The 26,763-nt window shown below is 71.9% G+C and carries 23 protein-coding genes; 12 read left to right on the forward strand and 11 right to left on the reverse strand.

Annotation, left to right across the window (positions count from 1 at the left end; translation table 11 throughout):
- Positions 1-148: 148 nt before the first annotated feature.
- On the forward strand, positions 149-1,777 hold the full coding sequence (locus tag NX794_RS11205) for a protein kinase domain-containing protein (protein WP_258778204.1): 1,629 nt from the start codon (positions 149-151) through the stop codon (positions 1,775-1,777).
- An 88-nt stretch (positions 1,778-1,865) separates the two neighbouring features.
- Here the strand turns inward: NX794_RS11205 and NX794_RS11210 are convergent, their stop codons facing one another.
- Positions 1,866-2,882 carry a phosphotransferase gene (locus NX794_RS11210; protein WP_258778205.1) on the reverse strand — a complete coding sequence of 339 codons (1,017 nt, stop codon included), beginning with the start codon at positions 2,880-2,882 and terminating at the stop codon, positions 1,866-1,868.
- 129 nt (positions 2,883-3,011) lie between these two features.
- Positions 3,012-3,689 (reverse strand): response regulator, encoded by a 678-nt coding sequence (locus tag NX794_RS11215; RefSeq protein WP_258778206.1) that lies wholly within the window; start codon positions 3,687-3,689, stop codon positions 3,012-3,014.
- A 324-nt stretch (positions 3,690-4,013) separates the two neighbouring features.
- Between NX794_RS11215 and pdhA the strand changes: the two genes are divergently transcribed.
- Genes pdhA through NX794_RS11230 form a run of 3 tightly spaced genes read left to right on the forward strand, consistent with a single transcriptional unit; the run spans position 4,014 to position 7,651 of the window.
- Positions 4,014-5,255, forward strand: a complete 1,242-nt coding sequence (gene pdhA / locus NX794_RS11220; RefSeq protein ID WP_258778207.1) for a pyruvate dehydrogenase (acetyl-transferring) E1 component subunit alpha — start codon at positions 4,014-4,016, stop codon at positions 5,253-5,255.
- A 1-nt stretch (position 5,256) separates the two neighbouring features.
- Entirely contained in the window at positions 5,257-6,234 is a 978-nt protein-coding gene (locus NX794_RS11225; RefSeq protein WP_258778209.1) for an alpha-ketoacid dehydrogenase subunit beta, read from the forward strand.
- 10 nt (positions 6,235-6,244) lie between these two features.
- Positions 6,245-7,651 carry a dihydrolipoamide acetyltransferase family protein gene (locus NX794_RS11230; RefSeq protein WP_258778210.1) on the forward strand — a complete coding sequence of 469 codons (1,407 nt, stop codon included), beginning with the start codon at positions 6,245-6,247 and terminating at the stop codon, positions 7,649-7,651.
- A 72-nt stretch (positions 7,652-7,723) separates the two neighbouring features.
- Here the strand turns inward: NX794_RS11230 and NX794_RS11235 are convergent, their stop codons facing one another.
- Entirely contained in the window at positions 7,724-8,704 is a 981-nt protein-coding gene (locus NX794_RS11235) for a BRO-N domain-containing protein (RefSeq protein ID WP_258778212.1), read from the reverse strand.
- 228 nt (positions 8,705-8,932) lie between these two features.
- Here NX794_RS11235 and NX794_RS11240 point away from each other — a divergent pair, with 228 nt between their 5' ends.
- A complete protein-coding gene (locus tag NX794_RS11240; protein ID WP_258778213.1) occupies positions 8,933-9,727 on the forward strand; it encodes a hypothetical protein in 795 nt (264 codons plus the stop codon).
- A 72-nt stretch (positions 9,728-9,799) separates the two neighbouring features.
- On the opposite strand, the gene NX794_RS11245 is transcribed toward NX794_RS11240, so the two are convergent.
- Positions 9,800-10,702: a D-alanyl-D-alanine carboxypeptidase family protein gene (locus tag NX794_RS11245; RefSeq protein ID WP_258778214.1), complete on the reverse strand. Its 903-nt coding sequence runs from the start codon at positions 10,700-10,702 to the stop codon at positions 9,800-9,802.
- Between the two features lie 191 nt (positions 10,703-10,893).
- Here NX794_RS11245 and NX794_RS11250 point away from each other — a divergent pair, with 191 nt between their 5' ends.
- Together NX794_RS11250 and NX794_RS11255 are read left to right on the forward strand one after the other, a co-directional pair.
- Entirely contained in the window at positions 10,894-11,568 is a 675-nt protein-coding gene (locus tag NX794_RS11250; RefSeq protein WP_258778215.1) for a GntR family transcriptional regulator, read from the forward strand.
- Complete coding sequence (locus tag NX794_RS11255; protein ID WP_258778216.1) at positions 11,565-12,863, forward strand: MFS transporter; 1,299 nt, start codon at positions 11,565-11,567, stop codon at positions 12,861-12,863. Before NX794_RS11250 ends, NX794_RS11255 begins: the two co-directional genes overlap by 4 nt.
- Positions 12,864-12,935: 72 nt before the next feature.
- On the opposite strand, the gene NX794_RS11260 is transcribed toward NX794_RS11255, so the two are convergent.
- Positions 12,936-13,760, reverse strand: coding sequence for a maleylpyruvate isomerase family mycothiol-dependent enzyme (locus NX794_RS11260; RefSeq protein ID WP_258778217.1), 825 nt, complete (start codon positions 13,758-13,760; stop codon positions 12,936-12,938).
- Positions 13,761-13,941: 181 nt separating this feature from the next.
- Here NX794_RS11260 and NX794_RS11265 point away from each other — a divergent pair, with 181 nt between their 5' ends.
- Positions 13,942-14,760 carry a carbon-nitrogen family hydrolase gene (locus NX794_RS11265; protein WP_258778218.1) on the forward strand — a complete coding sequence of 273 codons (819 nt, stop codon included), beginning with the start codon at positions 13,942-13,944 and terminating at the stop codon, positions 14,758-14,760.
- Positions 14,761-14,782: 22 nt separating this feature from the next.
- Here the strand turns inward: NX794_RS11265 and NX794_RS11270 are convergent, their stop codons facing one another.
- Positions 14,783-15,277 carry an LURP-one-related/scramblase family protein gene (locus NX794_RS11270; protein ID WP_258778219.1) on the reverse strand — a complete coding sequence of 165 codons (495 nt, stop codon included), beginning with the start codon at positions 15,275-15,277 and terminating at the stop codon, positions 14,783-14,785.
- Positions 15,278-15,376: 99 nt separating this feature from the next.
- On the opposite strand from NX794_RS11270, the gene NX794_RS11275 reads away from it, so the two are divergent.
- Positions 15,377-17,239 carry an NHL domain-containing thioredoxin family protein gene (locus tag NX794_RS11275; protein ID WP_258778221.1) on the forward strand — a complete coding sequence of 621 codons (1,863 nt, stop codon included), beginning with the start codon at positions 15,377-15,379 and terminating at the stop codon, positions 17,237-17,239.
- Here the strand turns inward: NX794_RS11275 and NX794_RS11280 are convergent.
- The 4 genes from NX794_RS11280 to NX794_RS11295 all read right to left on the reverse strand — a co-directional run bounded on the left by NX794_RS11280 (position 17,227) and on the right by NX794_RS11295 (position 21,711).
- Entirely contained in the window at positions 17,227-17,481 is a 255-nt protein-coding gene (locus NX794_RS11280; protein ID WP_258778222.1) for a DUF6458 family protein, read from the reverse strand. The genes NX794_RS11275 and NX794_RS11280 overlap by 13 nt on opposite strands.
- A gap of 66 nt (positions 17,482-17,547) precedes the next feature.
- The gene (locus NX794_RS11285; protein WP_258778224.1) at positions 17,548-18,843 is read right to left on the reverse strand and encodes a M18 family aminopeptidase; all 1,296 of its coding nucleotides are present in this window, start codon (positions 18,841-18,843) and stop codon (positions 17,548-17,550) included.
- A 144-nt stretch (positions 18,844-18,987) separates the two neighbouring features.
- Complete coding sequence (locus NX794_RS11290; protein WP_258778226.1) at positions 18,988-20,829, reverse strand: acyl-CoA dehydrogenase; 1,842 nt, start codon at positions 20,827-20,829, stop codon at positions 18,988-18,990.
- A 132-nt stretch (positions 20,830-20,961) separates the two neighbouring features.
- Positions 20,962-21,711 (reverse strand): alpha/beta fold hydrolase, encoded by a 750-nt coding sequence (locus tag NX794_RS11295; protein ID WP_258778227.1) that lies wholly within the window; start codon positions 21,709-21,711, stop codon positions 20,962-20,964.
- A gap of 134 nt (positions 21,712-21,845) precedes the next feature.
- Between NX794_RS11295 and NX794_RS11300 the strand changes: the two genes are divergently transcribed.
- The 3 genes from NX794_RS11300 to NX794_RS11310 all read left to right on the forward strand — a co-directional run bounded on the left by NX794_RS11300 (position 21,846) and on the right by NX794_RS11310 (position 24,556).
- Entirely contained in the window at positions 21,846-22,319 is a 474-nt protein-coding gene (locus NX794_RS11300; protein ID WP_258778229.1) for an SseB family protein, read from the forward strand.
- A 124-nt stretch (positions 22,320-22,443) separates the two neighbouring features.
- A complete protein-coding gene (locus NX794_RS11305; RefSeq protein WP_258778231.1) occupies positions 22,444-23,421 on the forward strand; it encodes a pirin family protein in 978 nt (325 codons plus the stop codon).
- Between the two features lie 85 nt (positions 23,422-23,506).
- Entirely contained in the window at positions 23,507-24,556 is a 1,050-nt protein-coding gene (locus NX794_RS11310) for an AI-2E family transporter (protein ID WP_258778232.1), read from the forward strand.
- Here NX794_RS11310 and NX794_RS11315 read toward each other — a convergent pair.
- Entirely contained in the window at positions 24,523-26,679 is a 2,157-nt protein-coding gene (locus NX794_RS11315; protein ID WP_258778233.1) for a SpoIIE family protein phosphatase, read from the reverse strand. The genes NX794_RS11310 and NX794_RS11315 overlap by 34 nt on opposite strands.
- Positions 26,680-26,763 lie beyond the last annotated feature (84 nt).

A 26,763-nucleotide genomic window follows, 5' to 3' on the forward strand; every position in this document is an offset into this window, starting at 1 on the left:
GCGCGTGCTGGAGGTTTCATGACCGGTCCGTCTCGGGCCGGTCCCGCACGCGGATCCGGACCGGAGGCCGCCGTGAAGGCTGTAGCGTGGCCGACGGAGACCGTGACAACACCGCGCGCACCGCGGGCAGAAACGACGGCGAGGACCGATGGCACAGACGCACAGCGCCCAGGGCCCGTCCGACCCCGAGGCGACTGGCGGCGGCATGTCAGACACGCCGGAGATGTGGGGCAACGGAGGGCTCGTCGGCGACGGCCGGTACCGGCTGACGCACCGGCTGGGCCGAGGCGGCATGGCCGAGGTGTTCGCCGCCGAGGACGTGCGCCTGGGCCGCACGGTCGCCGTCAAGCTGCTCCGCGCCGACCTGGCCGAGGACCCGGTCTCCAAGGCCCGCTTCACCCGCGAGGCACAGTCCGTCGCGGGCCTGAACCACCACGCGATCGTCGCCGTGTACGACTCCGGCGAGGACTTCGTGGGCGGCCAGTCCGTGCCGTACATCGTGATGGAGCTGGTCGAGGGCCGCACCATCCGCGACCTGCTGCTGAACGCCGAGGCACCGGGCCCCGAGCAGGCCCTGATGATCGTCTCCGGGGTCCTTGAGGCGCTCGCCTACTCGCACCAGCACGGCATCGTGCACCGCGACATCAAGCCCGCCAACGTCATCATCACGCACAGCGGCGCCGTCAAGGTGATGGACTTCGGCATCGCCCGCGCCCTGCACGGCGCGTCCACGACGATGACCCAGACCGGCATGGTCATGGGCACCCCGCAGTACCTCTCCCCGGAGCAGGCGCTCGGCAAGGCCGTCGACCACCGCTCCGACCTGTACGCGACCGGCTGCCTGCTGTACGAACTCCTCGCGCTGCGTCCGCCGTTCACCGGCGAGACCCCGCTGTCGGTGGTCTACCAGCACGTCCAGGACATCCCGGTGCCGCCCTCGGGCGTCTCCGACGGCTGCCCGCCGGAGCTGGACGGCCTGGTCATGCGCTCCCTCGCCAAGGAGCCCGACGACCGTTTCCAGACGGCCGAGGAGATGCGCGGCCTGATCCAGTACGGCCTCCAGATGCTGTACGACCAGGGCGGCCACACCGGCACCTGGAACACCGGCCCGGTGGACGCCCACGAGGGCCGGCACACCCCGGCGGCCGGTTTCGCCGGCACGACCGCGATGCAGCATCCCGGCGACTTCGGCGCCGGCACCGCGCAGATCCCGCAGCCGATCCTGCCCGGCGGCTACGGCGACGACGGCGGTTTCGAGGGGCACGGCAACAAGGGCAGCGGGCGCGGCAAGCTGTGGATCCTGGCCGTCCTCGCCGTGGTCGCGATCGCGGCCGGCGTCGCGCTGGCACTGAACGGGTCGGGCGGCGGCGCCGGCGACGGCACGGACACCAAGCCGACGAGCACGCACTCCAAGAACACCAAGGACGAGAAGGACTCCGCGAGTCCCTCCGACGACACCACGGACCAGCCCTCGGCGCCCTCGACCGACACCGGTTCGGACACGGGCACCGGGTCCGACTGGCCGCCGTCGAACAACCAGCCGTCGGACACGCCCTCGGCGCCGGCGTCCACCGAGCCGTCCGACGAACCGTCCGACCCGCAGACCTCGCAGTCCCAGCCCACGGACCCGGCCGACGGGGGCGCGGACGCCGGGGCCGACGACGGCGGATCGGACTCGGCCGGCACCGACGACGGCGGCACCAGCTCGGGGAGCACCGCGGGCACCACCGACGGGAACGCGGCGGACGGCGGCGCGGCCGGTGACACCGAGGGTTGAAGCGCACCACCCACGGATGATCCGGTGACGCCGGCGCCCTGACCGGCCGTCCCGCCCGGCCGTCCCGCCCGGCCGGCCGCGCCCCGGCTCACCGGACGAACGCGTCGCACACCGCGTCGTACTCGCGCGTCCACCACACCGCGAGCGCGGAGGCGGCCGGAAACTGGCAGTCCGCGCGCGTGTCGCCACGTTCGTAGTGCCAGCGCAGCATCCAGAAGTCGTTCAGCCGCTCCCACCACACCCGGTGCACGGCCGCCGCCAGCTCCGCGGGCGGGGCGCCGGCCGCGCGCCGGTACGCGCGCGCGTACGCGCGCACCTTCGGCAGGTCGAGCGCGCCGGCGGGCCGCACGAAGAAGATCGCGGCAGCGCGTACGGCCTCCTCCGCGCGGGGCTGCACACCGAGCCGGTCCCAGTCCACGATGGCCGCCGGGGCGCCGTCCTTGTAGAGCAGGTTGAACGGGTGGAAGTCGCCGTGCACCCAGCCCACCGCGGCCCCGCGCGGCGGGCGTCGGCCGGTGTGCTGCTCCAGTAAGGCACGCCGTTCCAGCAGCCGGTGCCGGGCCAGTTCGTCGAAGGCGTCGGCGGGCCGGTGCCGGCGGACATGGGCGAGCAGGTCGTCGATGAGGGCGAACGTGCCGGCCGGGTCGGCGCTCTCCACCGGGTGGGGGCTCGTGGCCGGACGCGTGCGCCCCTTGGGCGGCATCACGCGCTCCAGGCAGGCGTGCACGGCGCCCAGGAGCGCCCCCAGGCGCGCGCTCTCCCCGCGCGTGAGCTGACCGCCGTGCCGGTGCCCGCCGTCGATCCAGGGGTGCAGGGCGTAGGCGTGGCCGCCGACGACGGCGACGGTGCGGCCCTCGCGGTGCGCGAGCGGCGGGGCGACCGGGACACCGAGGTCGGCCAGGCGCTGGGTGGCCCGGTGCCGGTGCTCGATGGCGGCCGGGTCGGCGGTGTCGGGGTCGAAGTGGTGCTTGAGGAAGTACCGGCCGCGGGTGGTGCGCAGCCGGTAGCCGCGGTTGAGCAGGCCTTGGTCGACCGGTTCGCAGGCGACGGCGGAACCGGCGGCGTACAGAGGGAGCAGGGCGCCCAGAGGGGGCGCATGGGGCACGAGGGGTGGTACACAAGAGCGCGGCACGCGCCAGATGCTAGGGCACGGAAACCGGCCCTGAGCTGCGGGTTGTCACAGGAAGTCGCCGCCGATCGCATTCGGTCACGCGGTGCGCTCGGACGGGCTTTATCAGAGGTTTTCGCCGTTTCCGCTTTTCTCTGCCTGCATACGTGCCACGAAAGCGGCGGCCTGGGAACGGCGCTGCATACCGAGTTTGGAGAGCAGGCCCGAGACGTAATTCTTGACCGTCTTCTCGGCGAGATACAGCCGCTCGCCGATCTGCCGGTTGGTCAGACCCTCACCGATCAGTTCCAGGATTCTCCGCTCCTGCGCGGTGAGCCGGGACAGCCGCTCGTCGGGCCGCGCGCCACCGCCGTCGCGCAACCGCTCCAGCACGCGCGCGGTGGCGACCGGGTCCAGCAGGGACTTCCCGGCGGCGACGTCCCGCACCGCCCGCAGCAGTTCGTCGCCCCTGATGGCCTTGAGCACGTATCCGGAGGCGCCCGCCATGATCGCGTCGAAGAGCGCCTCGTCGTCCGCGAAGGACGTCAGCATCAGACAGCGCACCGTGTCGTCCCGGGAGCGGATCTCCCGGCACACCTCGACACCGCTGCCGTCCGGCAGCCGTACGTCCAGGACCGCCACGTCCGGCCGGGTGGCCGGGATCCGCGCCAGGGCCTCGGCCGCCGTGCCGGCCTCGCCGACCACCTCGATGTCCGGTTCGACGGAGAGCATCTCGTGCACACCCCGGCGGACCACTTCGTGGTCGTCGAGAAGAAAAACACTGATTTTTCCGTCCTGGCGCACGGAGTCAGTCTCACACACAAACTCTTCCCGTGACCTGGGTGAGCGGGATAACGTGCGGTAGCTCCGGCCAGCGGCAAGGCTGTGACCAGCACGCTTGCACACCACCTGGATTTACTTGGAAATCCAAGCAAAAACGCAGGTCAGGTGGGGTTTCACAGAAATGTGAAGCACTGGGTAACGTAATGGTCGCAGGGCGCTCGCCGGGGCACCTGTCACGCCTGTTCCGGCCGAGCGGCACCCACCCCGTGCCCGGTGGCCGACCACAGGTGAGCCGCACTGGCCTACCGGCAACCCCGGGGGCCGGAACGACGGAGGAGCACACACGTGACCGTGGACAGCAGTGCCGCGCGCAAGCCGCGACGCAGCGCCGCAGGCAAGGCCGGCACCACCGGCAGCAACACCGGCACGACCGGCGACCCGACCGGCACCACCGGCACCAAGCGCGCCGCGCGCGGCAGCCGCGCTGCCGCCAGGAAGGGCACGGAGCCCGAACTCGTGCAGCTTCTGACCCCCGAGGGCAAGCGGGTCAAGAACGCCGAGTACGACGCCTACGTCGCCGGCATCACCCCGGACGAGCTGCGCGGCCTGTACCGCGACATGGTGCTCACCCGCCGCTTCGACGCCGAGGCCACCGCCCTGCAGCGCCAGGGCGAACTGGGTCTGTGGGCCTCGCTGCTCGGCCAGGAGGCCGCCCAGATCGGCTCCGGCCGCGCCACCCGCGAGGACGACTACGTCTTCCCGACCTACCGCGAGCACGGCGTCGCCTGGTGCCGCGGGGTCGACCCGACCAACCTGCTCGGCATGTTCCGCGGCGTCAACAACGGCGGCTGGGACCCGAACGGCAACAACTTCCACCTGTACACGATCGTCATCGGCTCGCAGACCCTGCACGCCACCGGCTACGCCATGGGCATCACCAAGGACGGCGCCGACTCGGCCGTCATCGCCTACTTCGGCGACGGCGCCTCCAGCCAGGGCGACGTGGCCGAGTCCTTCACCTTCTCGGCCGTCTACAACGCGCCGGTGGTGTTCTTCTGCCAGAACAACCAGTGGGCGATCTCCGAGCCCACCGAGAAGCAGAGCCGCGTGCCGCTCTACCAGCGCGCGCAGGGCTTCGGCTTCCCGGGCGTCCGCGTGGACGGCAACGACGTGCTGGCCTGCCTCGCGGTCACCAAGTGGGCCCTGGAGCGCGCCCGCGCCGGCGAGGGCCCCACCCTCGTCGAGGCGTTCACCTACCGCATGGGCGCCCACACCACCTCCGACGACCCCAGCCGCTACCGCGGTGACGAGGAGCGGGCCGCCTGGGAGGCGAAGGACCCGATCCTGCGCCTCCGCCGCTACCTGGAGGCCTCAAACCACGCGGACGAGGGATTCTTCGCGGAACTGGAAGAGGAGTCCGAGGCGTTGGGCAGGCGAGTGCGCGAAGCGGTCCGCGCCATGCCCGACCCGGACCGCTTCGCCATCTTCGAGAACGTGTACGCGGACGGGCACGCGCTCGTCGACGAGGAACGAGCCCAGTTCGCCGCCTACCAGGCGTCGTTCGCGGACGCAGAAGGGGGTCACTGAGATGGCCGAGAAGATGGCGATGGCCAAGGCCATCAACGAGTCGCTGCGCCGCGCCCTGGACACCGACCCCAAGGTCCTGGTCATGGGCGAGGACGTCGGCAAGCTCGGCGGTGTCTTCCGCGTGACGGACGGCCTCCAGAAGGACTTCGGCGACAGCCGGGTCATCGACACCCCGCTCGCCGAGTCCGGCATCGTCGGCGCCGCGATCGGCCTCGCCCTGCGCGGTTACCGCCCGGTGGTGGAGATCCAGTTCGACGGCTTCGTCTTCCCGGCCTACGACCAGATCGTCACCCAGCTGGCCAAGATGCACGCCCGCTCGCTGGGCAAGGTCAAGATGCCGGTCGTCGTCCGCATCCCCTACGGCGGCGGCATCGGCGCGGTCGAGCACCACTCGGAGTCCCCGGAGGCGCTGTTCGCGCACGTCGCCGGCCTCAAGGTCGTCAGCCCCTCCAACGCGTCCGACGCCTACTGGATGATGCAGCAGGCCATCCAGAGCGACGACCCGGTGATCTATTTCGAGCCCAAGCGCCGGTACTGGGACAAGGGCGAGGTCGACACCGAGGCCATCCCCGCCCCGCTGCACCGGGCGCGAGTGGTCCGCGAGGGCACCGACCTGACCCTCGCGGCCTACGGCCCGATGGTGAAGCTCTGCCAGGAGGTCGCCGCCGCGGCCGCCGAGGAGGGCAAGTCCCTGGAGGTCCTCGACCTGCGCTCGGTGTCCCCGCTGGACTTCGACGCGCTCCAGACCTCGGTGGAGAAGACCCGCCGCCTGGTCGTGGTGCACGAGGCGCCGGTGTTCTTCGGCTCCGGCGGGGAGATCGCCGCCCGGATCACCGAGCGCTGCTTCTACCACCTGGAGGCCCCGGTGCTCCGGGTCGGCGGCTACCACGCGCCGTACCCGCCGGCCCGGCTGGAGGAGGAGTACCTGCCGGACCTGGACCGCGTGCTCGACGCCGTCGACCGCTCGCTGGCGTACTGAGGAGAGGGTCGTGACGACGATGACGGAAGCGTCCGTACGCGAGTTCAAGATGCCGGACGTCGGTGAGGGTCTCACCGAGGCCGAGATCCTCAAGTGGTACGTGCAGCCCGGCGACACGGTCACCGACGGCCAGGTGGTCTGCGAGGTCGAGACCGCGAAGGCGGCCGTCGAACTCCCCATCCCCTACGACGGCGTGGTCCGCGAGCTGCGCTTCCCGGAGGGCACCACGGTCGACGTGGGCACGGCCATCATCGCGGTGGACATCTCGGGCGGTGCCGCTTCCGAGCCCCCCGCCGCGCAGCCGGCGGCCGAGCCGGAGCCGGTCGCCGAGGAAGCGAAGCCGCAGGCCCGCCAGCCGGTCCTCGTCGGCTACGGCGTGTCCACCGCCTCCACCAAGCGCCGGCCCCGCAAGGGCCCCGAGGTCACCGTCCCGGCCCCGGCGCAGGCGATCCAGGCGGAGCTGAACGGCCACGCCCCGGCCGCCCCCGAGACCGCCCCGGCCGCCGCGGGGTCCCGCCCGCTGGCCAAGCCGCCGGTGCGCAAGCTCGCCAAGGATCTCGGCGTCGACCTCGCCGCGATCGTCCCGTCCGGTCCGGACGGTGTGATCACCCGGGAGGACGTCCACGCGGCCGCCGCGCCCGCCACGGCTCCCGCGCCGGCGGTGGAGACCCCCGCGGCCCGCCCGGCCCCGGCGCCCGCCGTGGCCTACGACGGCGCCCGCGAGACCCGGGTCCCGGTCAAGGGCGTCCGCAAGGCGACGGCGGCGGCGATGGTCGGCTCGGCGTTCACGGCGCCGCACGTCACGGAGTTCGTGACGGTGGACGTGACCCGCACCATGAAGCTGGTCGAGGAGCTGAAGCAGGACAAGGAGATGCAGGGCCTGCGGGTGAACCCGCTGCTGCTGATCGCCAAGGCCCTGCTGGTCGCCATCAAGCGCAACCCGGACGTCAACGCGGCCTGGGACGAGGCGAACCAGGAGATCGTGCGCAAGCACTACGTCAACCTGGGCATCGCCGCGGCCACTCCGCGCGGTCTGATCGTGCCGAACATCAAGGACGCCGACGCCAAGACGCTGTCGCAACTGGCGCAGGCGCTGGGCGAGCTGGTGTCGACGGCTCGCGAGGGCAAGACCTCGCCGGCCGCCATGCAGGGCGGCACCGTGACCATCACCAACGTCGGCGTCTTCGGCGTCGACACCGGCACGCCGATCCTCAACCCCGGGGAGTCCGCGATCCTCGCGGTCGGCGCGATCAAGCTCCAGCCCTGGGTCCACAAGGGCAAGGTCAAGCCGCGTCAGGTCACCACCCTGGCCCTCTCCTTCGACCACCGCCTGGTCGACGGCGAGCTGGGCTCCCGGGTCCTGGCCGACGTGGCGGCGATCCTGGAGCAGCCCAAGCGCCTGATCACCTGGGCGTGAGGGGAGCTTCCCGAGTAGGCTCTGTCGAGAGGCGGGACGGCCGCACATTCACCGTGCGACCGCCCCGCCCGCTCACGTTCCGGGGAGCACGTACACCGGCGCCCCGTCCTCCGTGCCGCCCCGGCTGAGGATGCAGGCGTGCCGGCGCAGCAGCCGGAGGCAGTCGTTGACGCGCCGCACGGTCAGCCCCGTGCGGGCGGCGATGTTCTCAAGCGGCTCGCGCAGTTCCCCCTGCTCCACCAGCACCGGTGCGATCACCACGGCCACCGTCCACACGTCCTCCGTCACGGACAGCCGCTGCCGCCAGTCCGCGAGCACGGTGGCCGTGGTGGCGCCGGCCTTCGACACGTCCCTCCCGGCGCCGGGCCGCAGGGGGGTGAGCGCGTCGAACCTGTCGGCGATGCGCTCCATGGCCTGGGCCATGGCTCCCAGGGACTGGGCGGTCGCCTCCTGCGCGGCCAGCGTGGCGTTCTGCGTGGCCAGCATCTCCTTCTGAAGTCTCAGCGCTTCACGCTGTGCGTTCGCAAGCTCCTCGTCGAGCTGGAGGTTGTGCGCCTCCAGCCGGACGATGGCCTCCGCGACCCGCTCCGGCATGGCGTAGGCGAGGGGCGCGCCGGGCTCCGCAGACTGCACCTCGGCCGCTTCCAGCGAGTACGAACCCTCCCGCTGGACGGCCTCGATCACCTCGGCGACCCACAGTTTGAAGGGGGCGCAGGCCGGCTTGGTACAGGCGTTGACGAGCAGGATCAGCCCCTGGAGAGAGATGACATTCAAGTCTCGGCGCCACTCTCTACCTGCGGGAACGCTGAGACCGTAAGCTCCAGTTACGGTCTCAAGAATGTCTCGGTGGCCCTCCGGAACATGGTCCGAGAGTGCCTGCCGGGAGTTGCTGTGGCCCAGTTGCTTGCACACGTCCACCGCCGGGAACCAATGGCTTCCGTCGGGCATCGTGAGCCGTCGGACGCGGGCTCCGGTCGCCGCGTACACGAAGTCGGTGACGTCGATCGCCTCGCGCGGTCCGGCCGGGCGGGGCTGCTTGCTCGGTTCGTTCATGTGAACACCTCCGCGGCGGAACGTAGAGCGGAGGGAACCGAATATGCCAGCCGCATGGGGGTGGTTCACCGGTGAGGGTGAACGATTTGTGGTGTCGCTCCAACGTGCCGTATAGGGCGACGCGTTGCTGGGCACCGGCCGTCCCTGATGGTGTGTCGGGGTGGCTCCGGGTTGTGCCAGGGATGTCACGGATGGTGAGGAAGCGGCCTCGGACGGCACGCTGGACGCATGACGAATTCCCCTGCTGTCCGCTCCGGTTCCGGCCGCCGTCCCCTCGCTCCGGTCCGTCGTCTCGCCACCGTCGCGGGTGCCGCCCTGCTCGCCGGTACGGCGATCGTGTGCGCACCGGGTGCCGCCTACTCCACACCGGGATCCGGCACGTCCGTGGCTCCCCCGTCCGACTTCGGCGACTGTCCGCCGCTGCCCCAGGGTGTCGATCCCGGGCGGTGGAGATGCGAGGTGCAGACCGCCGCTCCGCGGCTGACCCTGGGCCGGGTCACGGTGACCCTCGCGCCCATCACCATGACGCATGCCGAAGGGCCACTCGCGGACGGCGGCAAGGCTCAGGTCTGGGGAGGGATGCACGCTGCGGCGACCTCGGTACCGGGCGGACTCACCGGTACCGCCATGGGTGACCGCTCACCGCTCCTGGGGCTGGCGATACAGCCGGAGTACGGTGGCCGGTCCGACTTCTACAGCGGGCAGCTGAGTCTGCGGTTCCGGCTCCGGGGACCCCTGGTGCCGAAGAGCTGCGCCGTCGGGGCCGATACGCCCGTCGACTTCCGGTTGCAGCGGTCCGGCCCGTCCACCTGGGTGTCCCAGGACCCGCCGGTGATCGAGTTCTCGGCCTACGACGACACCTTCGCCGCCCGGGGCGCCGGGCGCTGTGGCCCGCTCACCGCTCTTCTCGGCCGACGGCTCGGGCTGCCGGCGACCGAGGGGAATCTGCTGTCCTTCGACGCCTCGTACACCTTCAGAACCTACGACCGGCTGTCGCAGGGCCGGCCCGCCGGCCGGGTGTGAGTGGACGCCGGGGTGCCGGGCAGCGGGACGGGCCCGTCGCTCGTCGCGGCGGGCCCGTGATCCGGCGGGGTGTCAGCCCAGCTTGGCGAAGCCGTAGTCGAGGATCTTCTTGGCGTCCGCCTCGCGCTGCGGGATGGAGGAGGAGGCGAGGACGGTGCCGATGACCGTCTTGCCCCTGCGGGTCGCGGCGAAGACCAGGCAGTACTTGGCCTCGGGGCCGGAGCCGGTCTTCACGCCGATGGTGCCGCTGTAGCTGTTGAGCAGACCGTTGGTGTTGTCCCAGACCTTCATGGTGCGGGTGCTGCCGGTCTTCGTCTTGGTCTTGGCGGTGTAGTGCTTCGTCTTGACGATCGAGCGGAACGTCGAGCTCTTCATCGCGCTGCTGGCGATCTTCGTCAGATCGCGCGGGGTCGAGTAGTTGCCGCCGTTGCCGATGCCGTCGAAGGAGTCGAAGTGGGTGTTCTTCAGGTTCAGCGACTTGGCGGCGGTGTTCATCTTGCCGATGAAGCTGGCGGTGCGCTTGGCGATGGTGGAGCCGGAGCCGTACTTGTCGGCGAGCGCCATGGCGGCGTCACAGCCGGACGGCAGCATCAGGCCGTAGAGCAGCTGACGGACGGTGACCTTGTCGCCGACGATCAGGTGGGCCTGGGAGGCGTTGTTCTTGACGACGTAGTCGCTGTACTCCTTCTTGATGGTCACCGTGGCGTCGAGGTTGAGGTTCGACTGGGCGAGCACCACCTTGGCCGTCATGATCTTGGTGGTGGAGCCGGTGGACAGCCGCGTGTCGGCCTTCTTGGTGTAGAGCGACGAGCCGTTCGCGTTGTTCATCGCGTAGCCGCCCTTGGCCACGATCGACGGCGCGGAGACGGCCTGCGCCGGTGCCGCGGTGAGGGCGCCGGTGGTGAGCAGGGCGCCGGAGGTGACGGCGACGGCAGCGGCTCGGCGGATGCGGGTGCCCTTAATGCCGGTAATCAAAGTGAGATACCCCGATTGTGTTGAATGCCCCTGATATGCGGCCGAGTTGAGGTGGCAAGAGACAGTGGGGCCGCACGTGTGTGACACGTAACTAGCACAGAAGGTTGTGCGGGCGCTGCCGAAGGATTTCGGTTCGTCCGTATCGTGGACGCCGGTCCCTCTTGTGTGCGTGTTGTATCTATCCTGTCGGCATGGACACGGCAGTACAGCAGACCACCCCGCGGAGCCTCAAGCAGCCGCCCGCCGCCGACCGGGTGTACGCCCATGTGAAACAGGGTGTCCTCGACCGTCGCTACGAAGGGGGGACCCTGCTCACCGAGGGCGAACTCGCCGAGGCGGTCGGTGTCTCGCGCACCCCTGTCCGGGAGGCGCTGCTTCGGCTGGAGGCCGAGGGCCTGATCCGGCTCTACCCGAAGAAGGGGGCCCTGGTGCTGCCCGTCTCGGCGCAGGAGATCGCGGACGTCGTGGAGACCCGGCTGCTGGTGGAGGAGCACGCGGCCCGCAAGGCCGTGCCCGCCCCGCCGGCCCTGGTGGAGCGGCTGACGGAGCTGCTGGAGCGGCAGAAGGAGCAGGCGGCGGCCGGTGACTTCGCCGCGGCGGCCGTCACCGACCGGTGTTTCCACGCCGAGATCGTGCGCAGCGGCGGCAACGCGATCCTGTCCCGGCTCTACGACCAGCTGCGGGACCGCCAACTGCGGATGGGGGTGGCCGTGATGCACTCGCATCCCGACCGGATCGCCAAGACACTCACCGAGCACGAGGAGATCCTGGACGCGTTGCGCGCCGGGGACGCCGAGGCGGCCGTCGGGGTCGTCCACCGGCATGTGAGCTGGTTCTCGCACCTCGCGCGAGGTGAGGTCCGATGAGCGACGCCACCCTGCCGGGTGACCCGCCGGGCGGCCGGCGCGCGACAGCCATGTGGTCCATAGGCGTCGCGGTCTACTTCGTCGCCGTCATCTTCCGCACCTCTCTCGGGGTGGCGGGGCTGGACGCGGCGGACCGCTTCCATGTCAACGCCTCCGCGCTGTCGACGTTCTCCATACTCCAGCTGCTGGTCTACGCCGGGATGCAGATACCCGTCGGACTCCTGGTCGACCGGCTCGGCACCAAGAAGGTACTGAGCATGGGGGCCGTGCTGTTCACGGCCGGCCAGCTGGGCTTCGCCTTCTCGCCGACCTACGGCACCGCGCTCGCCTCGCGGGCGCTGCTCGGCTGCGGGGACGCGATGACGTTCATCAGCGTGCTGCGGCTGGGCACCCGGTGGTTCCCGGTCCGGCGCGGGCCCGTGGTGGCGCAGCTCGCGGGACTGGTCGGCATGGCGGGCAACCTGGTCTCCACGCTGGTGATCGCCCGGCTGCTGCACGGCATCGGCTGGACACCGGCGTTCGCGGGCAGCGCGCTCGCCGGTGCGGTCGTCCTGGTCCTGACGCTGCTCTTCCTCAAGGACCATCCCGAGGGGTTCGAACCGGTGCCGTCCCCGCACCAGGGCGGGGCCTACGTCCGCCGGCAGATCGCCGAGGCCTGGCGGGAGCCGGGCACGCGGCTGGGGATGTGGGTGCACTTCACCACCCAGTTCCCGGCGATGGTGTTCCTGCTGCTGTGGGGCCTGCCGTTCCTGGTGCAGGCGCAGGGGCTCAGCCGGGCCACGGCCGGTGAGCTGCTCACCCTGGTCGTCCTGTCCAACATGGTGATCGGGCTGGTCTACGGCCAGATCGTCGCCCGGCACCACGCGGCGCGGCTGCCGCTGGCGCTCGGCACGGTGGGGGTGACCGCGACGCTGTGGGCGGCCACGCTGGCGTATCCCGCCGCGCACGCGCCGATGTGGCTGCTGGTGGTGCTGTGCGCGGTGCTCGGCGCGTGTGGGCCGGCGTCGATGATCGGCTTCGACTTCGCCCGGCCGGCGAATCCGCCGGAGCGGCAGGGCACGGCGTCCGGGATCACCAACATGGGCGGTTTCATCGCCTCCATGACGACCCTGTTCGCCATCGGTGTGCTGCTGGACGCGACCGGGGACGACTACACGGTGGCCTTCTCCGCGGTGTTCGTGCTCCAGGCGTTCGGGATCGGGCAGATCCTCCGGCTGCGTGGCCGGGCGGCCCGGCGCGAGCGGGAGCGGCTGGTCGCCAGCCGGGTGGAGACGGTGCACGTCCCCGCCGCCTGAGGCGCGGGCCGGACGGACCGCGCCGGGGGCGCCCCGGTGAGGGCGCCGTTTCCCCGGCCTCCGGTCCGCCCGCTACGGCGTGACCGCGAAGTGGCGCAGGATCGCCGCCGCCAGATCCTGGTCGCCCTCCGTCTTGACCCGGTCCGTGACCGCGTCCGCGGTGACCCGGCCGCACGCCAGGTGGACGTAGGTCTCCCAGTCGAGGGTCAGGGTGGCGGCCGGGCCCAGGGCGGGCGCGGTTTCGAGGGTGCCGCGGCCCTGGATGTCGACCCGGATCGTGCGCAGGAACTCGACCGGCCCGTGCACGTCGAAGACGATCGCCGAACTGCGCGGCGCCTGCGCGTCCTTCGCCACGACCTTGGGCAGCGCCCCCAGCAGGACGTCCCGGACGACGTACGCTCCGGGCGAGTCCAGGTTGCCGGGGCGGCCGAGGGCGGTGCGCAGGTCCTGCTCGTGCACCCAGACGTCGAAGGCGCGGGTGCGGTAGGCCTGTTCGAGGGTGATCTCCGTGCCGAGCGGGCCGCGCACCAGGGTGCCGGGCTCGCGGGACTCGTTGCGCAGCTGGCGGTTGCGGCGGATCACCGTGTACTCCAGCTCGGCGGTCATCTCCGGCGCCGTGTGGTGGCGGCGGACGTCGACCTGCATCTCCATGTACCGCTGGTGCTCGGTGGCGACGTGGAAGAGGTCGCTCGGCAGGGAGTGGATGGGCCGGGGATCGCCGAGCATCTCGCAGTCCAGGCCGATGACATGGGACACGATGTCCCGCACCGACCAGCCGGGGCAGGGGGTCCGCCGGTTCCACTCGCCGTCGACGAGCGACTGGGCCAGCTCGGATATCGCTTCGATCGAGTGCGTCCAGGCGTCGGCGTAGGGCTGGAGGGTGGGATGCAGACTCACGAACGGGACCCCTCGGCGGTCGGTACACGGGCAGGTGGTGGCGGCGTTGCCAGCGGGCGGCGGCTGCACTCGGCGGGTGTCTCGGGACGCTAAGTTACGCTGCTGTGAGGCAGCCCGGCAGTGCTTTCGTGTGACGATCGTAGGCCTGTGTGGACGACTCGAATGCCAGGACGGTGGTAGTGTGCGCGCCTCGCTGATCCAGATCGAAGTGGACGAGGGCGAATCGGTCGAGGCCCGGCGGCGGCGGGCCGCCGCGCTGGTGCGCGCGCAGGCCGGTGCCGACCTGGTGGTGCTCCCCGAGCTGTGGACCACCGGAGCCTTCGCCTACGAGGAGTTCGGCCGGGAGGCCGAGCCGCTCGAAGGACCGACCTGTGAGGCGATGGCCGAGGCGGCGAGCGACGCGGGTGTCTGGCTGCACGCCGGCTCCATTCCGGAACGGGATCCGGACGGACCGCTCTACAACACCTCCCTGGTCTTCTCCCCGAGCGGTGAACTGGCCGCGGCCTACCGCAAGATCCACCGCTTCGGCTTCGACAAGGGCGAGGCGGTGCTGATGGGTGCCGGGCGGGACCTGGTCACCGTCCGGCTGCCGGAGGCCGTGCTCGGCCTCGGCACCTGCTACGACCTCCGCTTCCCCGAACTCTTCCGCGGTCTGGTCGACGCCGGCGCCGAACTGCTGGTGCTCCCGGCGGGCTGGCCCGAGCGGCGCCGCGCGCACTGGACGCTGCTGGCCCGGGCGCGGGCGGTGGAGAATCAGGCGTTCATGCTCGCCTGCGGAACGGCCGGGATGCACGCGGGAGTTCCCCAGGCGGGTCACTCGGTCGTGGTCGATCCCTGGGGCGAGGTGCTCGCCGAGGCGGGACCGGGCGAGGAGGTCCTCACGGTCGACCTCGACCCGGCGAAGGCGGCGGCCACCCGCGAGCAGTTCCCGGCCCTGAAGGACCGGGTGCTCGGCCTGGAGCCGCCCCGCCACCGGGGTGGCACGCGAGGACCCGCTTAGCCGCCCCCGGCCGTCAGTCCTCTCAGTCCTCCTCGCCCTCCTTCTCGGCGAGGTGGATCACGCACACCGCGATGGCGATGAGCAGCGCCGGGTCCGCGTCCTCGCGCAGCACGTCGACGCCGTAGGTGTCCCGGACGGTCAGCCGGCGCCGGGAGATCACCGCCAGGAGTTCGCCGTCGTACTCGACGGCGAACTCGCGATCCAGGATCTTGCCGCTGACGTCCAGCTCGGTGCCGTCGACCAGGGCGACCCGGTAGTGGTTGCGCAGCAGGGACAGCCGTTTGCGCTTGATCCGGGCCAGGCCCTCGCCGTCCCGCTCGATCACCATCGTGTCGCGCAGCGCGAACATCTTCTGGTGGATGTCGATCAGGACCCGCCCCTGGGCGTCCTTCAGCTCGAAGGTGTCGCGCAGCCGCATCGCCTTGCCGTCGACGAGGAACACCTTCCGGCCGTGCTCGTCCTCGATCCACCAGTCGTCGCCGATGCCGAGGATGCGGTCGCGTACGAGGAATCTCATGCCGGTAGCGTTCCCCGGCGCGCGCCGATCCTCACGGCCGTCCGCAGGTTATCCACAGGCGCCACACCGCTGTCACGCGGGAGTGGCACCCTTGGAGCCATGAACCACTCCGCACCCCGACGTGTCCGTGTCCGTGCCCCCGAGCTGATCGGCAAGGGCGGCTGGCTGAACACCGGCGACACCCGATACACCCTCGCCGGCCTGCGCGGACGCATCGTCGTGCTGGATTTCTGGACGTTCTGCTGCATCAACTGCCTGCACGTCCTGGACGAACTGCGCGACCTGGAGGAGAAGCACCGGGACACGGTGGTGGTGATCGGCGTGCACTCGCCGAAGTTCGTGCACGAGGCCGAACACCAGGCGGTCGTGGACGCCGTCGAGCGCTACGGCGTCGCCCACCCGGTGCTGGACGACCCCGAGCTGGTCACCTGGAAGCAGTACGCGGTGCGGGCGTGGCCGACGCTCGTCGTGATCGACCCCGAGGGGTACGTCGTCGCCCAGCACGCCGGCGAGGGGCACGTGCACGCCATCGAGCGGCTGGTGACGGAACTGGAGGCGGAGCACGGCGCGAAGGGCACCCTGCGCCGGGGCGACGGTCCGTACGTGCCGCCGGAGCCGGCGCCGACGACCCTGCGCTTCCCCGGCAAGGCCCTGCTGCTGCCGTCCGGGAACCTGCTGGTCAGCGACACCACCCGGCACCAGCTGGTGGAGCTGGCCGAGGACGCCGAGACCGTGGTGCGGCGCCTCGGCACCGGCACGCGCGGGTTCACCGACGGCGGCGCGGACACGGCGTCCTTCAACGAACCGCAGGGGCTCGCGCTCGTCGAGGACGGCACGGCCGTGATCGTCGCCGACACCGTCAACCACGCCCTGCGCCGCGTCGCCCTCGCCACCGGCGCCGTGACCACGGTGGCCGGCACCGGCCGGCAGTGGTGGCAGGGATCCGCGACCTCCGGCCCGGCCCGCGAGGTCGACCTCTCCTCACCGTGGGACGTGGCGGTGTTCGGCGGCCGGGTGTGGATCGCGATGGCGGGCGTCCACCAGCTGTGGACGTACGATCCGGCCGGCGGCACGGTCGGTGTGGCGGCCGGCACCACCAACGAGGGCCTGGTCGACGGGCCGGCCGACGAGGCCTGGTTCGCCCAGCCCTCCGGGCTCGCGGCCACCGCCGACCGCCTGTGGCTCGCCGACTCCGAGACCTCCGCGCTGCGCTGGGTGGACACCGACGGCCGGGTGCACACGGCGGTCGGCACCGGCCTGTTCGACTTCGGGCACCGCGACGGCGAGGCCGGACAGGCCCTGCTCCAGCACCCGTTGGGCGTCACCGCGCTGCCGGACGGCTCGGTCGCGATCGCCGACACCTACAACCACGCCCTGCGGCGCTACGACCCGGCGACCGGCGAGGTCACCACCCTCGCCACCGACCTGCGCGAGCCCAGCGACGCCGTGCTGGCCGGCGAGGACATCGTGGTGGTGGAGTCGGCCCGGCACCGGCTCACCCGGCTGCGGCTGCCCGAGGAGGCGGTCAGAGTCGACGCGGTGGCCCACCGCACCCGGCGCGCGGCCACCGAGGTGCGCCCCGGCACGCTCCGACTCGACGTGATCTTCCAGGCGCCGGCGGGCCAGAAGCTGGACACCCGCTACGGCCCCTCGACCCGCCTGCTGGTCTCCTCGACCCCGCCCGAGCTGCTGCTCAAGGGCGAGGGAGCGGACCCGGACCTGGCACGCGAGCTGGAGCTGAACCCGGCCGTCAGCGAGGGCGTCCTGCACGTCAGCGCGATGGCGGCCTCGTGCGACGACGATCCGGCGAACGCATACCCGGCCTGCCACGTCCACCAGCAGGACTGGGGAGTGCCGGTCCGCCTCACCGAGGCGGGGGCGGACCGACTGCCGCTCGTCCTGGCCGGGATGGACGAGCAGGAGCCGGCGGGACCGGCCCCGGCGTCGGGTCAGACGCCGTAGCCGTCCGTGTAGCCCTCGCCGCGGTGGTGATGGTGCGGCTCCTCCTCGACGACCGGGGCCGCCGTGGGCATCACCACCCGGCGGCGCCGGGCGATCCCGCTGAACGTCGCGATACCGATCAGACCGACGGCCATGAGGATCAGGCCGACGACCGTGAGGTTGACGCCCTGCATGTGCCAGTCGGTCGCGAACGTGAGGATGGCACCTATGGCGATGAGGATGATGCATCCGCCGAGACCCATGACGTCCCGCCTCCCCTTCCGGTTCCGGAATCTCCGGTGCGGACCGGGTACCCGGCGAGACCCGAACTAGCCTTCCAGGAAAGCCGTCAGCGCGTTGGCGAGAAGGAACGGGTCGTCGGCGCCGCACAGTTCGCGGGCGCTGTGCATCGACAGGATCGCCACGCCGATGTCGACGGTGCGGATGCCGTGCCGGGCGGCGGTGATCGGGCCGATGGTGGTGCCGCACGGCATGGAGTTGTTGGAGACGAAGCTCTGGAAGGGGACGCCGGCCCGCTCGCAGGCGGCGGCGAACACCGCGCGGCCCGAACCGTCGGTGGCGTAGCGGTTGTTGACGTTGACCTTGAGGATCGGTCCGCCGTTGACCCGGGGGTGGTGGGTCGGGTCGTGCCGCTCGGCGTAGTTGGGGTGCACGGCGTGGCCGGTGTCGGAGGACAGGCAGACGGTGCCGGCGAAGGCGCGGGCCCGGTCCTCGAAGGTGCCGCCGCGGGACAGCACCGAGCGCTCCAGCACCGTGCCCAGCAGCGGGCCGTCGGCGCCGGTGTCGGACTGCGAGCCGTTCTCCTCGTGGTCGAAGGCGGCCAGCACGGGGATCCGGGTGAGCGCGGCGCCGGAGGACGCGGCGGCGACCAGGGCGGCCGTGCCCGCGTGCACCGACAGCAGGTTGTCCATGCGCGGGCCGGCGAGCAGCTCGCGGTCCCGGCCCAGGTAGGCCGGCGGCTCCACCGGGTGCGTCATCAGGTCCCAGCCGGTCGCGGAGCCCGCCGTGAGCCCGGCCTCCTCCTCCAGGAAGGCGATCAGGTCGCCGTCCCGGGCGTCGCCGAGCCCCCACACCGGCTGGGCGTGCCGCTGCTTGTCCAGCTTGAGTCCCTCGGAGCCGACCGAGCGGTCCAGGTGGATGGCGAGCTGGGGCACTCGCAGCAGCGGCCGGTCCACGTCGACCAGCACCGTGGAGCCGTCGCGCAGGGTGAGCCGGCCGGCCAGCCCCAGGTCCCGGTCCAGCCAGGAGTTCAGCAGCGGACCGCCGTAGATCTCCACGGCCAGCTGGCGCCAGCCGTGCCCCCCGCTGTCCGGGCGCGGCTTGACCCGCAGGTTCGGGGAGTCGGTGTGCGCGCCGACGATGTGGAACGGCGTGTGCGGCTCGGCGCCCTCCGGGACGTACCAGGCGATGATCGCGCCACCGCGCAGCACGTACCGGCCGCCGCTGGTCCCGTCCCAGGCGTCCGTCTCCGCGACCTGCCGGAAGCCTGCCTTCTCCAGCCGCTCCGCGGCGTTCGCCACGGCGTGGTACGGCGACGGGCTCGCCGCCAGGAAGGTCATCAGGTCGTCGGTGTGGCCGCGGTCGAAGCGGGAGGGTGCGCTCATGGGTTCACCTTAACGACGTGCACGGGCCCGCTCCCGGGAAAGGGGAGCGGGCCCGTGCGGGTATCGACGGGGACGTCCGGAAGGTCCAGAACGCGGCCGTACCGGGGCGCGGGACTCCTTCCGGACCTCCTCCGGCATCGGGTCCTAGAAGGCGGCCTCGTCCAGCTCCATCAGGTCCAGCTCGACGCCGGCGGCGATCTTGCGGGCCAGCGTGACGCCCGGCAGGACGTTCGCCGCGAAGAACTTCGCCGCGGCGATCTTGCCGGTGTAGAACGCCACGTCCTTGGCGGAGACCGGCTTGGCGGCGGCCGTGGCCAGCTTCTCGGCGGCGATCGCGGCGCCCTTGAGCAGCAGGTAGCCGACGATGACGTCACCGGAGGCCAGCAGCAGGCGGCTGGTGTTCAGGCCCACCTTGTAGATGTTCTTGGTGTCCTGCTCGGTGGCGGCGAGGTCGGTCAGCATCAGGCCGACGATCGCCTCCAGCTCCACGGCCGCCTTGGCCAGGTGCTCGCGGGCGCCCGCCAGCTCCTCGCCGCCGGTGCCGAGCGCCAGGAACTTCTTGATGTCCTCGGCGAGCGAGTTCAGCGCGGCGCCCTGGTTGCGGACGATCTTGCGGAAGAAGAAGTCCTGGCCCTGGATGGCGGTGGTGCCCTCGTAGAGGGTGTCGATCTTGGCGTCCCGGATGTACTGCTCGATCGGGTACTCCTGGAGGAACCCGGAGCCGCCGAAGGTCTGGAGCGACTGGGCGAGCTGCTCGTAGGCCTTCTCGGAGCCGTAGCCCTTGACGACCGGGAGCAGCAGGTCGTTCAGCGCGTGCTCGGTGGCGGCGTCCTCGCCGTTCGCCTCCTTGACCTGGATGGCGTCCTGGACCGAGGCGGTGTACATCACCAGGGCGCGCATGCCCTCGGCGTAGGCCTTCTGCGTCATCAGCGAGCGGCGCACGTCGGGGTGGTGGGTGATGGTGACCTTGGGCGCGGTCTTGTCCATGAAGTCGGCCAGGTCCGGGCCCTGGACGCGCTCCTTGGCGTACTCCAGCGCGTTCAGGTAGCCGGTGGAGAGCGTGGAGATCGCCTTCGTGCCGACCATCATGCGGGCGAACTCGATGATGCGGAACATCTGGCGGATGCCGTCGTGCTTGTCGCCGATCAGCCAGCCCTTGGCGGGGTGCCGGTCGCCGAAGGTCATCTCGCAGGTGTTGGAGGCCTTCAGGCCCATCTTGTGCTCGACGTTGGTGGCGTAGACGCCGTTGCGCTCGCCCAGCTCGCCGGTCTCGAAGTCGAAGAGGTACTTCGGCACGAGGAAGAGGGAGAGGCCCTTGGTGCCGGGGCCGGCGCCCTCGGGACGCGCGAGCACGTAGTGGAGGATGTTCTCCGACATGTCGTGCTCACCTGAGGTGATGAAGCGCTTCACGCCCTCGATGTGCCAGGAGCCGTCCTCCTGCTGGACCGCCTTGGTGCGGCCGGCGCCCACGTCGGAGCCCGCGTCGGGCTCGGTGAGCACCATCGTGGAGCCCCACTGCTTCTCCACGGCGACCGAGGCGATGTGCTTCTGGACCGCGTTGCCCTCCTCGAAGAGGATGCCGGCGAACGCCGGGCCCGAGGAGTACATCCACACGGCCGGGTTGGCGCCCAGGATCAGCTCGGCGTAGGCCCAGATCAGGGAGCGCGGCGAGGTGGTGCCGCCGATCTCCTCGGGCAGGCCCAGGCGCCAGTACTCGGAGTCCATGAAGGCCTGGTAGCTCTTCTTGAAGGACGCCGGGACCGGCGCGGTGCTGGTCTCCGGGTCGAAGACCGGCGGGTTGCGGTCGGCGTCCGCGAAGGACTCGGCCAGCTCGTTCTCGGAGAGGCGGGTCAGCTCCTCCAGGACGCTCTTGGCGGTCTCGACGTCCATCTCCTCGAACGGGCCGGTGCCGTACACCTTGTCGCGCCCGAGTACTTCGAAGAGGTTGAACTCGATGTCGCGGAGATTCGGCTTGTAGTGCCCCATGGCGACAGCTCCGTAGAGAGATCGGCGAGGCACTGGCTCCTCGCACCTAGTTCACGTACCAACAAGTAGCTACGATGATGCTACCCGTCGGTAATAAGACGCAACCCCTGCCGGTGCGAGTGTGAGAAGGGTCTACCCCGCCGCACCCGTGATCAGTGCCGCCCACCGCTCGGGCTGCTCGGCGAAGGGCAGGTGACCGCCCGGTATCTCCGCCACGCGGGCCCCCGGTATCCCGGCCGCGACCGCGCGGTGCAGCCGGGGCGGTACGAGGGGGTCGTCGGCCGGCGACACCACCAGGGTCGGCGCGGTGACCTCGGCCAGGTCGGCGGTCACGTCCAGCCGCGCCACCAGGTCCACCTGGTCGGCGGTGCCCTCCGGGACGGTCGCGCCGGTCGCCTGCGCGGCGGCCTCCAGGCGCTCCGGGGGCATGGCGTCCAGCGCCGCCGGGCTCAGGCAGCGCGCCAGCAGGAAGCGGCCGAGGGCGACCGGGTCGCCGGCCGCGCACAGCGCCTGCCACACCCGCGCGTTCAGCAGCAGCCCGGCGTCGGCGCGGGCGAAGGGCGCGGTCAGGACGAGCGCCGTCACCCGCTCCGGGTGCCGCGCGGCCAGCCGGACCGCCACGGCCCCGCCCAGCGAGTACCCGGAGACGGCGAAGCGCTCCGCACCCGCGTCGTCGGCGGCCGCGAGCAACCGGTCGGCCAGGGCGTCCAGTTCGAGCGGGCGCGGGGAGCGCGGGACGCCGCCCGTGCCCGGGTAGTCGGCGCCGATCACCTCGTACCGCTCGGTCAGACGACCCATCACCGGGCCGTAGTTGGCCTCGACCGAGCCGCCGGCGCCGTGCGCGAGGAGCAGGGTGTCGGAGCCGGCAGGGGAGTTGGGCATGGGGACTCCAGGTGTGAGTGCCGGGCGCTATCTGTAGCGACCGATAAAGAAACACTAGCGTCTTTTCTCTAGCGGTCGCTACATAATCCGGCCCGGCCCCCGTGCCGCCCGCCGCCCTCGGTACGCTTGCGCGCATGTACGGATACGGCCAGCCGATGGACGGCGGAGCTGCCCAGCAGCAGTACGCGCCGCCGCAGCAGCAGATGCCGGGCGGGTACGGCCAGCAGCCGCCGCTCTACCCGGAGCCGTCCCCGCCCTCCCTCGCGGACGCGGTGCGCGCGTTCACCACGGGACAGCTGGCCGCCGAGGACTTCCAGCAGATCTTCGCGACGTCGAAGGTGTACTGCCCGCGCGGCGACACCCCCGGCTTCCTCGCCCTGCACAACACCCAGCAGCCGGTGATCCCGATGTTCACCTCGCTCAAGGAGTTGCGGCGGTACGCGGGCAAGGAGTCCAAGTACTTCGTCATCACCGGCGCCGAGGTGATCGACCTGCTGCCGACCGGCTACGGCTTCGTCCTCGACATGGAGGGCGAGCACCGCATGGTCTTCGACGCGAAGGCGGTCGAGCAGATGGTGGAGTTCGCGATGCGCCGGATGTACGGCTAGGCGGCCGGTGCGGCAGGTGGTCGCCGACGAGGGCCCGGAGGGAATTCCCTCCGGGCCCTCGCTGTTCCGGGTGGCAGGAAGTTCAACGCTCAACTAAAGTGGGCGTACCAAGGAGGTACCGACCATGCCTGCAGTGACCGTCGAGAACCCGCTGACGCTGCCCCGTGTGACCGCACCCGCCGATGCCGTGGCACGTCCCGTGCTCGCGGTCACGACCGCTCCCGGCGGCTTCGAGGGGGAGGGCTTCCCGGTGCGCCGGGCGTTCGCGGGGATCGACTACCGCCATCTCGACCCGTTCATCATGATGGACCAGATGGGCGAGGTGGAGTACGCGCCGGGCGAGCCCAAGGGCACCCCCTGGCACCCGCACCGCGGCTTCGAGACCGTCACCTACATCATCGACGGGATCTTCGACCACCAGGACTCCCAGGGCGGTGGCGGCACCATCACCGACGGCGACACGCAGTGGATGACCGCGGGCTCGGGCCTGCTGCACATCGAGGCGCCGCCGGAGCACCTGGTCGTCTCGGGCGGCCTCTTCCACGGCCTCCAGCTCTGGGTGAACCTGCCGGCCAAGGACAAGATGATGGCCCCCCGCTACCAGGACATCCGGGCCGGCAGCGTCCAGTTGCTCACCTCCCCCGACGGCGGCGCGCTGCTCCGGGTCATCGCCGGCGAGCTGGACGGCCACGCGGGCCCCGGCATCACGCACACGCCGATCACCATGGTCCACGCGACGCTGGCGCCGGGCGCGGAGATCACCCTGCCCTGGCGGGAGGAGTTCAACGGCCTCGCGTACGTGCTCGCGGGACGCGGCAGCGTCGGCACCGAGCGCCGTCCGGTCCGCCTCGGCCAGACCGCCGTCTTCGGCGCCGGCTCCGCGCTGACCGTCCGCGCGGACGAGAAGCAGGACGCGCACACCCCGGACCTGGAGGTCGTCCTGCTCGGCGGCCGGCCGATCCGCGAGCCCATGGCCCACTACGGCCCGTTCGTCATGAACAGCAAGGACGAACTGATGCAGGCCTTCGAGGACTTCCAGAAGGGCCGCCTCGGCACGGTCCCCGCCGTCCACGGCATGACGGAGGCCGGCCCGGAGGCCTGACGCGTCCCACCGGCCGGCCAGGGGCGCTCACCCGGGCGGACCCGCAGGGCGGGACACCCGGTGGTGCCCGTGGTCGGCTGGGGGCGTGCGTCTGTTGCCCGTCTCCGTCCGCCGGCTCGCCGCCTGGTGTGCCGTGGTGCTGCTGGTGGCCGGGGTCGGGTGGGTGGCGGTGCGGCTGTGCGGGGTGTTCCGTACGGCCGTCATCCCGGTGCTGCTCGCGCTGCTCGGCACCGCGCTGCTCGGGCCGCTGTACCGGTGGCTGGTGCGGGCCGGGGTGCGGGCGTCGCTCGCGGCGGGGCTCACCTGTGTCGCCGTGGTGGCCGTGGTCGGCGGCGCCGTCTACATCGTCGTCACCGCGCTCATCCACTCCGGCGGCCAGATCGTCGCCTCCCTCCGCTCCGCCGCTCAGGCGCTCGCCCGGCACTTCGGCGCCGCCGGCACCAGCCTCGACGACCTCGCCGCGCACGCCCGGGAACTGCTGGGCAAGTTCGGCGGGACGGCCGCCTCCAACGTCATCAGCGGGGTCGGTGTCGTCGGCGAGACCCTCGCCGAGGCGGTCCTGGCCCTGCTGCTCGTCTTCTTCTTCCTGCGGGACTCCCACCGGGCCGTGACGGCCCTGCGCGCCCTCGCCCCGCACGACACCGCCGACCTCGTCGAGGCCATCGCGCGGCGGGCGTTCCAGGCGGTGGAGGGGTTCATGCGGGGCACCACCCTCATCGCCCTCATCGACGCCGTGTGCATCACCACCGGGCTGCTGATCCTGCGGGTGCCCGGCGCGATCGGGCTCGGCGCGCTCGTCTTCGTCGGCGCCTACATCCCCTATCTCGGCGCCTTCATCTCCGGCACGGTCGCCGTGCTGGTGGCCCTCGCCGACCGGGGCTTGGTCATCGCCCTGTGGGCACTCGGCGTGGTGCTCGCGGTGCAGGTGCTGGAGGGGCACGTGCTCCAGCCGGTGATCCAGAGCCGGACCGTGCAGATGCACCCGGCCGTGGTCCTGCTGGCCATCACCGCCGGCGCCTCCGTCGCGGGCATCCTCGGCATGCTGCTCTCCGTGCCGCTGACGGCCGCCGTCTTCGGGGTCGTGCACGAACTGCGGTCCCGTTACGCGGCGCCCGCTTCCCCGGCCGGTTCCTGAAGCTCGAACCAGATGCTCTTGCCCCGGCCCCGGGGCTCCACCCCCCAGCGGTCCGCCAGCAGTTCGATCAGCATCAGGCCCCGGCCCGAGGACGCCAGTTCGCCGGGGCGGCGCTTGTGCGGCAGGTCGTCGCCCGCGTCGGTGACCTCCACCCGCAGCCGCCGCCCGTCCGGACCCCGGGTCACCTCGGCGACCAGCAGCGCGTCGGCGTCGGTGTGGACGAGGACGTTGGTGACCATCTCCGAGACCAGCAGCACCGCCGAGTCGACCTGTTCGGCCGAGGCCCAGTCGTGCAGCAGCGCGCGCAGGTGCCGGCGCGCCTCGGCGATCCGCTCCGGCTCGTCCTGGGCCACCGACAGCAGCGTGCGCCGCACGGTCGGCCGCTCCGCCACCGCCCCGCCGCAGGGCGAGTCCTCCCCGGCCCGGCACAGCAGCACCAGCGCGATGTCGTCCTCGCGGCGGTCGGCGAGCCGGCCGGTGGTGTGGTGCGAGGACGGCCCGTGCACCGCCTGCACCAGCGCGTCCGCCAGTTGTTCGAGATCGCCCTCGTGCCCCTCCAGGACCGCGCGCAGCCGCCGCCAGCCGCTCTCCACATCGTGGCCGCCGGTCTCGATCAGGCCGTCGGTGCACAGCAGCATCGTCTCGCCGGACTCCAGGGCGAACCGGGTCGTCGGATAGTCCGCGTCCGGGTCGATGCCCAGCGGCAGCCCGCCCGCCGTCGGCCGCATCATCACCGTGCCGTCCGCCAGCCGGATCGCCGGGTCCGGGTGCCCGGCGCGGGCGATCTCCAGCATCCCGGTCGCCGGGTCGGCCGCCGCGTACAGACAGGTCGCGAAGCGCAGGTCGGCCGGCTCGTCCCGGGAGTCGTGCGTGATGCCGTGCAGGAAGCGGGAGGCGCGGGAGAGCACGGCGTCCGGGCGGTGTCCCTCGGCGGCGTAGGCGCGCAGGGCGATGCGGAGCTGGCCCATCAGCCCGGCCGCCCGCACGTCATGGCCCTGCACATCGCCGATGACCAGCGCGAACCGGCCGGAGGGCAAGGGGATCAGGTCGTACCAGTCGCCGCCGACCTGGAGTCCGCCGCCGGTCGGGATGTAGCGGGCGGCCACCCGCATCCCCGGGATCTCCGGGCCGAGCGAGGGCAGCATGGAGCGCTGGATGCCCTCGGTCAGCGCCCGCTCGGTCTCCGCGACCCCGGCCCGGGACAGCGCCTGGGCCAGCATCCGGGCCACCGTGGCCAGCACCGCCCGCTCGTCCGGGGTGAAGGCCACCGGATAGGCGAAGGCCGCCATCCAGGCGCCCATCGGCCGGCCGGCCACCGTCAGCGGCAGGAACGCCCAGGACTGGCGGCCGAAGGGCCGGACGAACGGCCAGATCTCCGGATACCGGTCCGCGTACTGCTCGGGTGCCGACAGGTAGACCGCGCGGCCGGTGCGCACCACCTCCGTCGCCGGGTAGTCGGTGCTCAGCGGCAGACCGTCGAAGGGCCGGATGTCGCCGGGCTGGTGCCCGTGGTGGCCGATGACCGACAGCCGGTCGCCCTCCACCCCGAACACCACCAGGCCGTCCGGGGAGAAGCCCGGCATCGACAGGCCGCCCGCCACCCGCAGCACCTCGGCCGTGGACCGGGCCTCCGCCAGCGCCCGCCCGGCGTCCAGCAGGAACGCCTCGCGCGAGCGCCGCCAGTCGCCGGTGACCGCGCCCCGCGCCGCCGCCGTGCCCGGCACCGGCTCGGTGACCTCCTGGAGGGTGCCGATCAGCTGGTAGGACCGGCGGACGGGGTCGAAGGACGGCTTCGAGCGGCTGCGGACGATCCGGAGCACATGCCCGTCCTCGCCCATGATCCGGATGCGGACCTCGGCGAGGGTGCCCTCGTCCACCGCGAGCGGGATCACCCCGGTGATCTCGTTCCAGTCCTCCGGGTGCAGCCGGGCGCGGGTCCCCGCCTCGGTGAGGGTGGTCCGCTCGGCGGGCAGCCCGAGCAGCCGGGCCGCCTCCGCGTCCACGGTGACCAGACCGGTGGCCGTGTCCCAGTGCCACAGTCCGGTCGCGAGGTCGGCGAGGACCGCACCGACGGACGGCAGGGGCTCATCACCGACGGACGGCAGGGGCTCGCCTGTACGCATTGCCCCACTTTAGGAAGATCTGACCGAGGCCTGCCACCCGCGAAAAGGGTGGGGCGGCGATCTTGGCGTGCCCGGTACCCTTGA

Source organism: Streptomyces pyxinicus (assembly GCF_024753135.1).
In the GTDB taxonomy this organism is placed as follows: Bacteria; Actinomycetota; Actinomycetes; order Streptomycetales; family Streptomycetaceae; genus Streptomyces; species Streptomyces pyxinicus.